Genomic DNA, 14,009 nt, shown 5'->3' on the forward strand with positions numbered 1-14,009 from the left:
GTAGGTGAATAGCCTGCGCTGTACCTACCCCATGGTGTCCGTTAATGTCCTGTATGAACCTTGGGTTGATCCGGGCCCGGAGCGTGGGGTAACGGCTTCATAGAGGCTGTATGGTAGGTGATAAACTTTTCGCTACCCTTAGCCGTCATATATTTCTTTAAAGTGCGTTTCTCTGTTTTGGTTAGATCTACAAAAATCAGCCCATCCAGAACATTGCTGAAGTCAGGGTCAATATTAAACCCGGCAATGCATCCTCCCAGCTTAAGATATTGCTTTAAAAGGATAGGTACCCCTTTTCCATCCCGCTCAATTTCAGCGATCAGACCTGACAGTGCATCGACATCTTCCAGTTTTTCAATCGCCTCAGGGTTAACGAGGCCTTTTAGACCCTGAAGCCTAAAAGGTTTGCGAGCCTTGATCAGTTGAGGGGCATTTTCCATATCGTTGTGGCTTTTTAGATAGTCCACAATCAGTTGGCGAGAGGCGGGTGTATACTCGGTGGTAATGCTGACCGGACCAAACAGCACCTTACACTCCGGGTTTGCCACGACGTAGTGACCAATCCCTTTCCACAACAGCAACAGGGGCGCATAACTGCGTTGATACTCTGGCCGGACAAAAGAGCGGCCCATTTCCAATGCAGGCCCAAGCTGCTTCAGGAACGATTTTTTATATTTAAAGAGTGTGCTGGTATAAAGCCCTTTTTTCCCAGCATGGCTGTCGATAACCTCATCCAAGCGAACCATGCGGTAAGCCCCAACCAACTCCTGTTTCTTCTCTTGCCAGATGAACAGGTGCATATAGTGGGCATCAAATTTATCCAGATCAATCGCTTTGCCCGTGCCTTCCCCGACGGCACGGAAAGTGATCTCCCTTAGGCGACCAATCTCTTGCAGCAGTATGGGAATTTGGTGAGCATGGGCAACATAGACCGTCTGCTTACCGCTGGTTAATAGTTTTTGATCAGGTGGGAGTTGGTCGATCTCTTTTTGCAACGTAACCGCGTCACAAGGGCTGATAATAGGCTCTAGTTGCTCCGGGGTTTTTTTCGGTAGGGGGATCGGGTGGCTACTAGGCTCTTTTTTCTCATCGGCATCCAGCAGGTAGGTGCGCATGCGTAAATAGTCGATGAGCTCTTTATCCCCTTCCATTTTATTAAGTCGTTTAAAAGCGACAGGATGTCCAATGCGTAAAGGAATATCCCGGTGGCTTTTATTTAACAATTCACGAGGAAGTAAAGCGGTTCGCAAGCGTGGATGGATCAGGCCGGCCAGTTGAAATAAAGGACCGTTGGCTCCCTGGAAGAGTAGTGGAATAACCGGAGCTTGGGTTGCACGGATCATACGGGCAGCACCGGCTTGCCATTCAGGGTCGATCACCCGGCGGGATTTAAGCTCTAGACTGGAGACCTCCCCAGCCGGAAAAATAACCAATAATCCTTGTTTTTTACGTACCCACCTTATGGCTTTAACCACATGGGCCACATTCCGCTTGGAGGCTTGTTCGCCACCAAAAGGATCAACAGGTATGAGTAGATCACGGAACTCAGGTATATGGCCAAGCATGTAGTTGGCCATAAACTTTACGTCGGGGCGTATGGCTTTTAACAGAACCGCAAGCAGTACCCCTTCAATCCCGCCAAAAGGATGGTTGGCAACCAGAACAATACCACCGGTTTCAGGAATACGCTCCAGCTCACTGTCACGTACCTGTACGGATCCAGTTAGTAACGCCAATGCACGTTTTAGAAATTGATCATCGGTTTGATCTTTTTCCAACAGCTTTTCATATTCATGGTTGAATTTTTTAATGCCCAGTAGAGGTTCAAGTACCTTGGCCAAACCTATGGCCAGAGGGCGTTTGAACTTGTGACTTAAGGCTTGATCCAACTGAATCAGGCGGGTGTCATCGGGTAGGGACATGGCCTGTGCTCCGTAGATGCTTTTTATGTAACTGCCTTATGGCAGGGCTCCCATTTATCTGGAAGCTGATGCTAAAGCAGGCCTGTGACACCAAGGTTTCGTCATGCAACATCACGGTGACAGGGAGGGAATATCATCACGCTCTTCTTCATCATTAGGACACGTAAAATAACGCTCTATCAGCATGGAACAGATAGACTATAAGCTATAGGTAGTTGAAACCGCAGGTCAAGATAGAATATTGGACAGGTAGAAAGGGTATCAGGCTATGTGGCGGCTGGGAGAATGGATTCGGCTGTTATGAAGGGGGGGGAATATGGATGGATTCTCGCTGCTTAATCCAGCTATCCACCTGGGTGAAAAGTGTATTTAAAGTGGGGAGCCACTGTTGGGCTTGGCTGGCTTGATTGTTTTTACCAAGATCTTCCACAACCTTAGCTTGTGCAGAGAGAGCCATGGCCCCCATGCTGGCGCTGGTGGATTTTAAATTATGGGCAAGTTGGCGTATTTGTGGCCCATTATCTTCGGTAATGGCTGTGGATAAGTTTTCTAACAGTATTGGGGTGTCTGTCAGATAACGGGTAACCACCTCTTCAAAACCATTTTCCATGACGGCCATCATGCGTTTGAGCTCATCCAACTTACGGTCATCCATGGCGGTCGCATCTATAGATTCTATTGGCTCCGCAGGTTTGGATAAAACCTCCTTGGTTGCTGGCATGCTTGCGGCAGAAGTAGCGGGGGCTTGTGGGGGCCGTTCAGGTAAATCCTTGAGCCATTTTCTCATGACCTGCCATAAGGCCTCTTGCTTAAGTGGTTTGGTCAGGTAGTCATCCATATCCGCAGCCATGCACTGTTCCCGGTCACCTGCCATGGCATTGGCCGTTAGTGCAGAAATGGGTTGGCGTGGGGTGCCACTCTCCTGTTCCCATTGCCGGATGGCTGCGGTGGTATCGTAACCATCCATTTCAGGCATTTGAATATCCATAAAAATCAGATCAAAAGGCTGCTCTTTAACGGCAACAACCGCTTTGGCACCTCGGTCCACAGCTATGGCCTGCATACCCACGCGTTTTAACATGCCCAATGCAACCTGTTGGTTAACAGGGTTGTCTTCGACCAATAAAATACGGTCCTGGCGTTGGGTTGATACCTCTACGGTGGAGAAAGCTTGCTGCTCGACACGCTGTGCCCCTTGTCGGAGTGCCGTATACAGCCCTTGCTGGGTCACAGGTTTGTTCAGAGCGATGTTGTCACCGTTAGAGTATGCCTGTTCTCCCAAGACAATGAGGGCCGGTTGTGAACCTTCATGATCTTTTTTTAACCATGGCAGATGAGCAGGTAACCCTGTTGGTGTAATGAGATATTGTGGGGGCAAACCCAGTTGGATTAACCCTTCCCACAAGCCAACGGCTTGATCCAGATGATGAGCGGTATGGGGGATCATGCCCCAGTGCTGACATAAATTGCTCAGATAGTCGGCATACGCTGTGTGTGGTTCAAGAATTAAAATACGTTTAGCATGCAGCCCGTTTTGTTCAGCCCGTTCGGGTTGTTGCCCTTGCATCATAGGGAGGGTTAGTGTGAAGAGGGTCTGTTTTGTCTGAAGATCTTGGGCAAAGCCCAACCGACCCTGCATAAGCTCCATCAGTTGACGAATAATCGCTAAAGAGAGGCTCTCCGCCCCATCATGCAACCGCCCTGCTTGATCATTTTGTTCCAAAAACTGGACCATAACCTCTGCTTTTTCTGGTGTTAAAGCAGGTCGTTGGTCCGAAACGGTAAGGGTTATCTCATGCCAAGGCGCATGCCCTTTGGGGGTGGCCTGCAGAGTGATGATAATCTCACCACTGGTGGTGGCCTCAATGCTGTTTTCCAGCAGTGTGCTGATGACTTCACGCAGACGGACCAAGTCCCCTTCCCAGATAGCAGGGAGTGTGCTGGGAAGGATGCAGAGCAGGCTAAGATCTTTCTGTTTGGCCGCAGCTTGCCACTGTAAGGTTGTCTCTTCGATCAACCTGATCAGGTCAAAAGGTAGGCGTGCACTGGCCAAGGGGGATGCTTGAAGAGATGTGTGGTCCTGTAGGCTCTCCAAATGATGAAGAAGGGTCTCTACACTGTGTCGGGCACTCTCCACATATCCCAGTTGTTGAGCCTCTAAGGTAGAGCTCTCCAGCAGTTCTAACATGCCGGTTAATCGATGCAGAGGGGTGCGCAACTCAACGCTGATGCGCTCACGCAGTTGAGACCATATCCGGTCACTATTCAGGGCTTGATCCCGACGGGTCTCTTGAGCTTGTAGTAGGCTTAACTGCTGAGAAAGATCATGAAGAATAACCGTGTGTTGATTCTGCTTTCCTTCACCAGGTGGGCTGATAAAAGCGGCAACACTAAAGAGCGCACCATCGGCACCCATGGCTGTCCAGGCTAGGGACTGCCCGTACGCTTCATGCTGCTGTAAAGCCTCCATAACTGATTGGTTGTTGCTTTGGTGTTCGGTTGGGAACAGGTCGCTTAGGTGACACTGTTCAAACCCTTGTTGATTATAGCCAAAGCGTTCCTGCGCCGCAGGGTTGCTATAAAGAATTTGACCCGCAGGGTGGATTTGCAAAATGGCATCAGAAGCATGGTTAACAATGGTCTGATGGCGCAGGCTCTCTACTTTTTGTTGTAGTTGGGTGTGTTCATGCCTGGAGCGCTCCCCTTCCAGTGCTTGGCGCGCATGCCGCAGTGCCTGACGAGATCGACGGAGTTGTTGATCTAAAAGAGCATGGCGTTCAAAGAGGGTGAAGGGGGTCTCTTCACCTTGTTGTTCTAAGCGTTTGACCAGTGCATTTTGGATCTTTTGGCTGGCACCAAGGGCATCATGCAAGGTTTTGATGCGATCGGCCAGACTCTCCAAGGGGTCGTTTGAACTCTCCAACGGTTACCCCCCCAGTACAATGCCGGTCATGGTTTGATTCACGTGAATAGCCCCGCTCTGTTCTCCATAAGTCGAAAAACCTACGACTGGATAGGGGGCTAAGGCTTCGGCAATTTGGGCGTCACTTCCCGTCTGTTTGGCTTCTAGGCGGCGCAATATGCAGTCACACGTTAAAATCAGTTGAGGGTTGGGGATCTCAGCTTGAAGAAGGTTCAACTGGTTTTTTAGGTGTTTCGCCATATCTTCCCCCTCCGCCACATGGAGAACCAGTCCATCCTCTACCGCACTGTAAAAAGTGAGAGAGCCATCTGCATTGGCTTTTTGGATGGAGCGCACATAATAGGCGTTGCCAATGCGCAGAATGGTCGGGTGCCGGGAGAAGGTGTGGGCGGTCAGTTGATCGGCCGCTACCCCAACAGCTTTTGCATAAGCCTCGGTTGCAGGTATGCCATTAATTTCACACACACGCCGGTTGAGTGGGTCTGACTCTGTAATGATCAGTCGTTCTTCAGTGGGTTGAAAATGCTGGAGACGAAAGGGTAAGAATGGGGTATCACATTGGACGATGGTTAAGACCGCTGCATCATGATGGAACTTGCCATGGGCAAAAACACGTGTTTGCTCAAAGGCCATACCATCCCCGGCAGATCCACCAATGAGTGGGACACCATCCAGGTGATTGTGCAGTAGGGCAACCACGAGCTCTTCACGCATGGATAAACCATCAATAAAGAGCAATGCAAAGTGACGGTCTGGATCAAAACCTTCATTGGCGGAGTTGCTCTCATGGAGCTGATCGCCAATTTTTTGAGCCTGTTTATGACTAAAATGGGTAAGATCTTCGATCAACTGCATTTGAGCATGAATGGCATCTCCTGCAAGGGAAATACCGGTCAGGGTCTGTTCCTGAAAACCTTCATGGGTGATCTCTCCGGCTGTGGTGCAGCCAATGACAATACCGGAAAAAACACCATCCAGTGCTTGCTCTAACGCATTCAGGTCGTAGTGAGGGGAGATAAACAGTAACGTTAACACCGCATCGGCTTGTGCGATCTGTTGGTGTAGATCAGAAACCGCAGCGGATGCGGAAGGCAAAGCTGAGCTGCCACGTTTGATCTTTAGTGAATCACTACTTTGCATGGTTGTTGACCTGTTGCGCCCGAGCACGTTGACCCATTATACCCACTCCTCGGGTGCTTCACGCGCTAAAAAAGCCTCGAAGGTGGCTGAATCCAAGGGTCTACTAACCAGGAAGCCTTGTAAAATTTCGCATTGGTTATACTTAAGAAATGCGGCTTGCTGGCGGGTTTCTACCCCTTCTGTGACCACTTTCAGGCCAAGATCATGGGCCATCTGAATGACTGTACGAACAATAGCAGCATCATCCATATCTTCAGGAATGGCCATCACAAAGCTACGGTCAAGCTTCAGGGTATCCAAAGGCAGGAGCTTGAGGTAGTTCAAGGAGGAGTAGCCGGTCCCAAAATCATCCAAAGCACAGGTAACACCAAGGCTTTTTAAGTCTTTAAGTAAATTAATGGTATAGGCAACATCACCAACCGCACAGCTTTCTGTAATTTCAAGTTCTAGCCGCTCAGGGGGTAACTGACTCTCTTCTAAGGCTTGCCGCACGGTCTCTTTTAACCCTTTGTCCAGAAACTGACGGGGCGAAAGGTTTACTGCAATGGTAAGTTTATAACCCATATCCAGCCATTTTTTTGTCTCTTTACAGGCTGTTCTCAGTGCCCAAGCTCCCATCGGCACAATCAGTTCCGTCTCTTCAGCAAGGGGAATGAATCTCACCGGGGAGATGGTGCCCAGCTCTGGGCTATTCCAACGTAAGAGAGCTTCCATACCAATGATTTCACCTGTAAAGGCATCCACCTTAGGTTGGTAGTGAAGCGCCAGCTCTTTGCGTTCAAGCACTTGGTGCAGTCGTGACTCCAAGGCAAATCGTTCCTGGGCCTCGGTCTCCATTTCTGGTGTATAGATACGTGTGCTGTTGCGTTCCCCAGCCTGTTTGGCGTGGGTCATAGCAATGGCCGCTTTTTGGAACAGAGCATTCATATCGCCACCATGGCGAGGGAAATGAGAGACCCCGACCGCAGCGGTAATGTGTACCTGTTGATCTTCATGATCAATGGGTATGGAGAGTAACTCTAAGAGCTCGTTACACAGATCACCGGTATGCATAATTACATTTTCACGAATGCGAAGTAGAGCAAACTCACTACCCCCCATACGGGCCAAGGTGTCTGTCTCTTGAATATACTCAGAAAGTCTGCGGGAGACCTCCAGCAGTACTTTGTCACCACTGGGAAAACCCAAGGTGTCATTGATCTGTTTAAAATTGGTCAGTTCGATCAAGATAACCGCAACTTCAAGTCCCGTCGCTTCAGCAGCCGCAATGTCACTGACTAGGCGGTCACGACATAGGTTGCGGTTGGGTAGGGCGGTTAACGTATCGTACTGCTTAAGAATTTGATTGTGGTCGCTTAGGAAGTCATTCAGTTTTTTTAGACGTAACAGGTTACGTACGCGCGCTTTTAGCTCTCTGTCATCAATGGGTTTGGCAATGAAATCCTCTGCGCCAGCGTCGAGCCCATCAATACGAGAGTCACGGTCTGAGAGTGCGGTAACCAAAATGACAGGGATATGGCGGGTGGACTCATCAGCCTTTAGATGTTTCACCACCTCAAAGCCACTCATACCAGGCATAAGGACATCTAAGAGTATCAGGTCTGGCGCATAGCTCTGTACCATCTCAAGAGCTTCTTCTCCCGAGCCTGCGACCAGATAATCATAGCCCGCACCTTTTAAGATGGCCGAGGCAATTTGTTGGTTAATGAACTCATCATCAACAATCAGAACGCGGGCTTCGGTGACATCCATGGGTATTCCCTAATATGGTTGGGTACATAAAAATAAAGATGTCGGCCACGAACTAGCCGCACATGATCGATATTATCTACCCAATCTGATTATGTAAATTTGAAACCGTACTTTGGCAGGAAAGAGTACCATTATGGTTCAAATCTTCCAGGGCTTAAAATGGGCAGAGTGTCGATGCTGATAGGTTGGGAATGTCCGTGAATAGTTGCTATAAAAGGATCGTTGAAAGATTGGAATGGTGTCATAAAGACATAAAAAAAGCGTGCATTCAACTCAATGAATGCACGCTTTTATGTTCTAAACCGCCTGGTGAGGGCTAGGCGCTGGTCGCAACCCGGTTCATCGCTGCTGCAGAGATGGTGACCTGATAGGCGCGATTGCGCATGGGGGTTGCGTTATTACGCTCTTTTAAATTGGTACCTGTACGACCAGCCGAATGGGGCAGAGGGCCACGAGAGGTGTCGTCCCGGCTATCCTTTTTAGGGCCGGTCATTCCCTGAGTGGCGGCTTTGGCCATATAGGAGGACAATCCGTAGATGCTCATGGCGGTCTTCCTTAATATCGTTGCACACCATTGGTGTGGAGAGAGTTCTTTGTCACTTGCCTAGCTAAATTGCATCGGGTGTGCCAAGTTGTTGATGATGATGTTTTGGTGTGTGTAAAGTTAAGTAAATCAATAGAATACCCTGCTTTATTCTGTAGAGGTTTAGATCGGGTGAGGTGTCAGAACCACCTTTGAGGCTTATTTGGAAAGTTCTAACCAGTCCTTTTTTGCCTGGGGGGTTGGGGCAAAGCGTGTTATGCAATCAAGGGATGGTACGGTTGGCGGAGTGAGAACCCATAGTTAGACAGGGAGTGTTTAAAATGGCGGATGGTGACCTGAAACAAAAAGAGGCCGATTACTATAGTGGGGTACGCCCAGAAATTGTTGAGATGGTACCGGACACATGTAAGCGTATTTTAGATGTTGGATGTGCAGCTGGAGGTCTGGGGGAAGCCCTTAAAGCACGTGGGGCCGACTATGTGGCCGGGGTGGAATACAATGAAGATGCCGCTGCAGAAGCCCGTTCACGGCTGGATGATGTTCAGGTTGGGGATGTCGAGACGTTACAGCTCCCTTATGAAGCGGGTAGTTTTGACTGTATTGTCTATGCCGATATTTTAGAGCACTTGGTGAACCCTACTAAAGTCCTGCAGAACCATGCTGCTTTACTTGCCCCAGATGGGTGTATTGTCACCAGTATTCCCAATATCCGTTACTATAGGGTCATGGAGCGTATGGTCGAAGGCTATTGGACCTATACGGATTCAGGGATTCTGGATCGGGATCATCTGCGCTTTTTTACCATCCGTGAGATGTTGGACATGTTAGGGCAGGCTGGATTAAAGCCCGCCTTTTTAGGTGAAACGTGGAATGAGGAAGGGCAGGAGCATCAGCAAGGGCCTTTCCCCAAAGATATACACATAGGGCGTTTGACCCTGCATAATCAAACGGAATTTGAGACACATGATCTTTTTGTGTTTCAGTATCTCATCCGTGCTCAAAAAGCGTAATCAAGGTGTTAAAATGAAGAAGTTTTTTTTGGTGGCCCTTAGTACGGCATTGCTGTTGGGCTCCACGGCCAATGCTGAAATTATTGGTAGCGTTGATACCACGTTTAAAATGTTGGGTGCCAACGATAAAATTGTTATCGAAGCGTTTGATGATCCTAAGGTAGAAGGGGTTTCATGCCACCTTAGCCGTGCTAAAAAAGGCGGTATTTCTGGTAGTATGGGGTTGGCAACAGATCGTTCAGATGCCTCGATTGCCTGCCGGCAAATTGGCCCTATCTCCTTTAAGTCTGAAATCAAAGATGGTGAAAAGGTCTTTACCAAAAAAACCTCCCTGTTGTTTAAGAGCATGCAGGTGGTGCGGTTTTTTGACCGTAAGCGTAATACCCTGATCTATTTGGTCTATAGTGATCGTCTGATCAATGGTTCACCCAAGAATGCCATCTCGACTGTTCCTGTTATGCCGTGGCAGTCTAAATAAGTGATACGAGGAGCCTGACCATGAATGGTGTTGGTTATCTGTTGCGCGGGTTAAAGCTGCTACCCCACCCACGGGTTCGTCCCTTTGTGGTTGTGCCGCTCCTGTTAAATTTTGTTCTTTTTGGTCTGGGGTTTTACTATCTGTTTGATCTTATGGGTTTTCTCCAAGACAAGGTTGAGGCTTGGTTGCCTGACCTTTTATCGTGGCTCTCCTTTTTGGTTTTTCCCGTTGTGTTTGTGGTGGCGTTACTGCTGGTTTTCTACACGTTCACCATCATTGCCAACATTTTAGGGTCACCTTTTAATGGTGTGTTGGCCGAACGGGTGGAGGAGTTGGCCAAGGGAAAACCCCCCGTGACAACCGATGCAGAGTCATGGAAAGCTGTTATCGCAGGGGCGCCTGGGGCTATTTTTAATGAGCTGGGTAAACTGCTTTATATGGTTAAGTGGATGATCATTGGTAGCATCTTGACCATTATCGCTATGTTTAGTGTTGTTATGGCACCCATGATCCCAGTGATCTTGTTTATGATAGCCGCATGGTTGTTGGCTGTTGAGTATGCCGATTACGCCACAGACAATAATGGATTAAGAGCAAGCCAAAGCCGGGCTTTGCTGAAGCGGCAGAGGTTTCACGCCATGGGCTTTGGCGGGGCAGCAGTCTTGATGACCTGGATCCCCCTGTTAAACCTTCTGGCCATGCCAGCCTCGGTGGCGGGTGCAACCTTGATGTGGGTGGAACAGTTGGAAGGGGTCTGGACACAGGAGTTGGCAAGCCGGGAGTCATAAGCATGTTGGGCTATATGCTGATCCTGGTGCTGGGTGTGTTGGGGCTGCGTTGGTTGATTAGTGGTGACTTTGCTCCGGCGGGTACGGAGCCCGGCCAGGAGTGGGGATATCTCTTACTTATCTCCGCTTTGGTCGCCAGTTGGGTGGTTAAACGTCGTGGAGATATGGGCCGACTGTTAAGCCAGGTAGTCGGCTGGGTGGTGGTGGTCAGTATGCTTGTTCTACTCTATGGCTACCGACACGAGTTGGCGGGGGGGAAAGACCGCTTTCTGATGGCGTTAATGCCGGGCAAAGTGACCGCGCAAAAACAGGCTGGCCAAATTCAGATCATGGCATCATCCGGGGGGCACTTTCGCGTTACCGTTAAAATTAATGGTGCTTCCGTGCCCTTTATGGTGGATACAGGCGCTTCTGCCATTGTCCTGGCGCCTCATGTAGCCAGTCGTATTGGGTTAGATCCTGATCAACTCCGTTATACCCAACCTTTTAATACGGCCAATGGCCGTGTTTATAATGCCCCTGTGCGCTTAGATCAGTTGCAACTGGGTGGTATCCACATGGAGCAGGTCCCTGCTGTGGTCAACCAGACCCCTATGGGGTCCTCTCTGCTGGGGATGACCTTTTTTAACCGTTTAAAGCGTTATCAGGTGGATGATGGTGTATTGACGCTTTTTTGGTAGTACAGGTACAGGCGGGGAAGATGGTAAAACCTCAGTTGGCCATGCATGTTTGGATATCAGGCCGGGTACAAGGGGTGTGGTATCGGCACCATACCCATTTAGAAGCGCAGCGCCTTGGTTTGCAGGGGTGGGTTAGAAATTTACCAGATGGGCGCGTAGAAGCGCTGTTTCAAGGCCCTGAAGATGCCGTAACTCAGGCTGTTGAATGGTGTCACCAAGGATCCCCCAAATCTCAGGTTGAGGGTGTTGAGAGCCGTCCATGTGATGTGGATGATGCGCGCTGTACGTTTGAGGTAAGGCGTTAGGGCAGACGAAACAGATCTCCCCTAACGCCTCTTCAATATGTTAAGTCTGCGCCCCTTCACGGATGAGCAGATCAACAACGTTCTGGTGCCCCATACCGTAAGCGGCTACAACCGGTGATAGGTCGTTGTAGTCGGATGCGTTGGGGTCTGCCTGATGGGCAATTAAATGGCCAACAATGTGCGAATGTCCCTCGTAGGCTGCTGCGAGCAGAGGGGTTATGCCATCATAGTTGCGGGCGTTGACATCGGCACCATGCTGCAGCAGTGTGGTCACACTCTCCAAATTACCGGATGCTGCGGCAAGATGTAGCGCGGTCCAGCCATCGTTATCCCTAAGATCCACCATATGTTCACGATGATCGAGCAGTTGGTTAAGAATAACCAAGTCGCCCTGGCCTGCGGCATCGTGGAGTGGTGCAAAATCGTTCCATAGCTGTGTCATGGTTGCCACCTTTTTTATTTTTGTCGAGCCTCTGGAGGTCACCATCCTTGGTGCGCTCCAGAGTGGCTCGTCAAAATGGATGTCCAGATCCATCATTGCTCCCAGTTCTCTGGGGTCCATGCATCCTTGCATGGTGGGTACATCTTGCACCCGACCAACGTGTGGCGGCTTTTACGATGTGTGACGCACATCAGCCTGCTCTGTTGGTAAAAGGTCTTGCCGGACCTTTGGCAGGGTGGTGTACCCTGTTGTTGGTAAAATAAGCGATAATCATGCCAAGCAAGTATATCATTATGAAATCTATGGATATGTGGTGAGTTGGTGGGGGTGGTGAGTTGGCAAAATGACGGAGTTGTGGCGGTATTTTAAGGGGGGTGCGTCAGAAAAGCCGACACCATGATTGAATGGTGTCGGCTTTGTGTTTACGCGCAGGGATAAGTGGTTAGGAGCCGGTTGTTTCTCGTCTGATCCAGTGACCCAACGTTTGTCCATGCCATTTGCCGACACCGCTTAAGGTGGGTTGGCCACGTTGGTTGAACATATCTGCAATACGCCCCCAGGATAACCCTTCTTCACGTAGCTGACTGGCCTCTTTGACCAATGTTGTACGCTCTTTTTCATTCATAGCGCGGCGGGGTTCGCCGAGGTCAGGCAAGGGTTGAGCCGAGGAGTGAGAGAGGCGTTTATCCAGTTGCGCCAACAGATGTTCATGGGCTTTCTGGATCATTTGCTCGGTTGCTTGCACGGTGTTGGGTGTTTGACCAGAGGTCGGCAAGGCATTGGGTGTTTGCGTGTTGGAGGCCGGTTGGGTTAACCCTTGCTCCTCCCAATGTTTGAGTGCCTGAGCGATAACATCTGCAGGGCTAATGCCTGTGGATTCACTCAACCGGGCGAGGCGCCGGGTACTCTCTTTATCCAGTGCAACCCCATCGGTAGCACCACTCTTTTTTTTACTCTCTTTTTTCTTGGCCATGACCTTATGCCCACTCCCCATTGAGCCATTTTGTGGGTCGATTTAGCCCGATCCAAAATGGCCTTGATTGAAATAAAAAATTTCAATTTCCTTCGATACCTCTCCATTATAAACATACTCTTGGATAGGACTTCACGGGATTCTATCTGGCTACCCTCCCTGTTTATGAATTTTGTTGACCTGGGTAGCGTTTGCCCTTTGGGGCAAAAAAGGTCGAATTTGCCGGTTGTTGGGTGGGAAATAAGTACCCTATTTATGGTTCGGATAATGTTTAAGTTTATGAATATAAAGTAATAAGTGTTGTGGCATGGATCGTGTATAAGTAGGGGTTGCGGAGATGATTTCGTTTTTTCCCCAAGTGCGGAGGACACTTTCAATGAAGACCATGCTCACTCAATCTCTGGCACGGCTAGAACAGCTTGATTGCACAGAGCAGGATTATAAAAAAGCTTTGGCAGCTCTTAGTGATCAAGAGCTGACCAAGGTAGAGCGTCTGGATAATATTCCTGGGCTGTCGGATGATGAAGCGACCGAGCTGGACGGTATTTTGGGTCGTGTACATGATTTTTTGATTGGTGAAGGGCATAGTACGGCTTGATAAGTCGTCGCAAAAGTAGGCGAACACCGGTCAAAGTTCGGTTGCATATGGCAGGGTCTGACAAACTATGTTAGACCTTGTATGCAACCTGTTCTTGTTTGACGGTGGGAGTCTGCCATGACAACACCTTATGCATGTTGGTCCTGTAAACATTCTCTGGAAGCAGAGGATTTTAAGCGGGGCGCCTATTGTGACAGATGTGGTCGTGATCTACGCTGTTGTATGGCCTGCCATTTTTATGCGGTAGAGGCCTACAATGCGTGTCATGAGACCCAAGCTGAGCGGGTTGTGGATAAAGAAAAGTCAAACTTTTGTGACTTTTTTAAGCCACGTCCAGCCCAGGGTAGTAAGGGGGCCATGGGTCATAGGCAAGGCGTTGCAAAGGATGCAGCATTGGATGCTGCAGAGGCACTGTTTAAAAAGTAGTGCTTCACCCTACATTACCATGCATAGG

General features: G+C 49.3%; 14 protein-coding genes. 7 read left to right on the forward strand and 7 right to left on the reverse strand.

The features are described 5' to 3' along the window. Window positions 1-41: 41 nt before the first annotated feature. The 5 genes from V5T57_RS16510 to V5T57_RS16530 all read right to left on the reverse strand — a co-directional run bounded on the left by V5T57_RS16510 (window position 42) and on the right by V5T57_RS16530 (window position 8,281). On the reverse strand, window positions 42-1,922 hold the full coding sequence (locus V5T57_RS16510) for a bifunctional lysophospholipid acyltransferase family protein/GNAT family N-acetyltransferase (protein ID WP_332892356.1): 1,881 nt from the start codon (window positions 1,920-1,922) through the stop codon (window positions 42-44). A gap of 298 nt (window positions 1,923-2,220) precedes the next feature. Beyond that, on the reverse strand, window positions 2,221-4,845 hold the full coding sequence (locus tag V5T57_RS16515) for a response regulator (RefSeq protein ID WP_332892357.1): 2,625 nt from the start codon (window positions 4,843-4,845) through the stop codon (window positions 2,221-2,223). A 3-nt stretch (window positions 4,846-4,848) separates the two neighbouring features. Continuing rightward, a complete protein-coding gene (locus V5T57_RS16520; protein ID WP_332892358.1) occupies window positions 4,849-5,985 on the reverse strand; it encodes an FIST N-terminal domain-containing protein in 1,137 nt (378 codons plus the stop codon). Window positions 5,986-6,021: 36 nt separating this feature from the next. Then, window positions 6,022-7,737 carry a putative bifunctional diguanylate cyclase/phosphodiesterase gene (locus tag V5T57_RS16525; protein ID WP_332892359.1) on the reverse strand — a complete coding sequence of 572 codons (1,716 nt, stop codon included), beginning with the start codon at window positions 7,735-7,737 and terminating at the stop codon, window positions 6,022-6,024. A gap of 316 nt (window positions 7,738-8,053) precedes the next feature. Then, the gene (locus tag V5T57_RS16530) at window positions 8,054-8,281 is read right to left on the reverse strand and encodes a hypothetical protein (RefSeq protein WP_332892360.1); all 228 of its coding nucleotides are present in this window, start codon (window positions 8,279-8,281) and stop codon (window positions 8,054-8,056) included. Between the two features lie 320 nt (window positions 8,282-8,601). Here V5T57_RS16530 and V5T57_RS16535 point away from each other — a divergent pair, with 320 nt between their 5' ends. The 5 genes from V5T57_RS16535 to V5T57_RS16555 are packed head-to-tail and all read left to right on the forward strand — an operon-like array spanning window position 8,602 to window position 11,542. Further along, on the forward strand, window positions 8,602-9,291 hold the full coding sequence (locus V5T57_RS16535; RefSeq protein WP_332892361.1) for a class I SAM-dependent methyltransferase: 690 nt from the start codon (window positions 8,602-8,604) through the stop codon (window positions 9,289-9,291). Between the two features lie 13 nt (window positions 9,292-9,304). Next, on the forward strand, window positions 9,305-9,769 hold the full coding sequence (locus tag V5T57_RS16540; RefSeq protein ID WP_332892362.1) for a CreA family protein: 465 nt from the start codon (window positions 9,305-9,307) through the stop codon (window positions 9,767-9,769). A gap of 20 nt (window positions 9,770-9,789) precedes the next feature. Then, window positions 9,790-10,557, forward strand: coding sequence for a sulfate transporter CysZ (gene cysZ / locus V5T57_RS16545; RefSeq protein ID WP_332892363.1), 768 nt, complete (start codon window positions 9,790-9,792; stop codon window positions 10,555-10,557). Between the two features lie 2 nt (window positions 10,558-10,559). Beyond that, window positions 10,560-11,237 carry a retropepsin-like aspartic protease family protein gene (locus V5T57_RS16550; protein WP_332892364.1) on the forward strand — a complete coding sequence of 226 codons (678 nt, stop codon included), beginning with the start codon at window positions 10,560-10,562 and terminating at the stop codon, window positions 11,235-11,237. A 20-nt stretch (window positions 11,238-11,257) separates the two neighbouring features. Then, window positions 11,258-11,542: an acylphosphatase gene (locus tag V5T57_RS16555; protein ID WP_332892365.1), complete on the forward strand. Its 285-nt coding sequence runs from the start codon at window positions 11,258-11,260 to the stop codon at window positions 11,540-11,542. A gap of 40 nt (window positions 11,543-11,582) precedes the next feature. Here V5T57_RS16555 and V5T57_RS16560 read toward each other — a convergent pair whose 3' ends face one another. Both V5T57_RS16560 and V5T57_RS16565 read right to left on the reverse strand, forming a co-directional pair. Continuing rightward, window positions 11,583-11,984: an ankyrin repeat domain-containing protein gene (locus tag V5T57_RS16560; RefSeq protein ID WP_332892366.1), complete on the reverse strand. Its 402-nt coding sequence runs from the start codon at window positions 11,982-11,984 to the stop codon at window positions 11,583-11,585. A 442-nt stretch (window positions 11,985-12,426) separates the two neighbouring features. Beyond that, window positions 12,427-12,957, reverse strand: coding sequence for a hypothetical protein (locus tag V5T57_RS16565; protein WP_332892367.1), 531 nt, complete (start codon window positions 12,955-12,957; stop codon window positions 12,427-12,429). A gap of 376 nt (window positions 12,958-13,333) precedes the next feature. Between V5T57_RS16565 and V5T57_RS16570 the strand changes: the two genes are divergently transcribed. Next, entirely contained in the window at window positions 13,334-13,555 is a 222-nt protein-coding gene (locus tag V5T57_RS16570) for a hypothetical protein (RefSeq protein WP_332892368.1), read from the forward strand. A gap of 117 nt (window positions 13,556-13,672) precedes the next feature. Beyond that, complete coding sequence (locus tag V5T57_RS16575; RefSeq protein WP_332892369.1) at window positions 13,673-13,981, forward strand: hypothetical protein; 309 nt, start codon at window positions 13,673-13,675, stop codon at window positions 13,979-13,981. The last annotated feature ends 28 nt before the right edge of the window (window positions 13,982-14,009 follow it).

Source organism: Magnetococcus sp. PR-3, assembly GCF_036689865.1.
Taxonomy (GTDB): domain Bacteria; phylum Pseudomonadota; class Magnetococcia; order Magnetococcales; family Magnetococcaceae; genus Magnetococcus.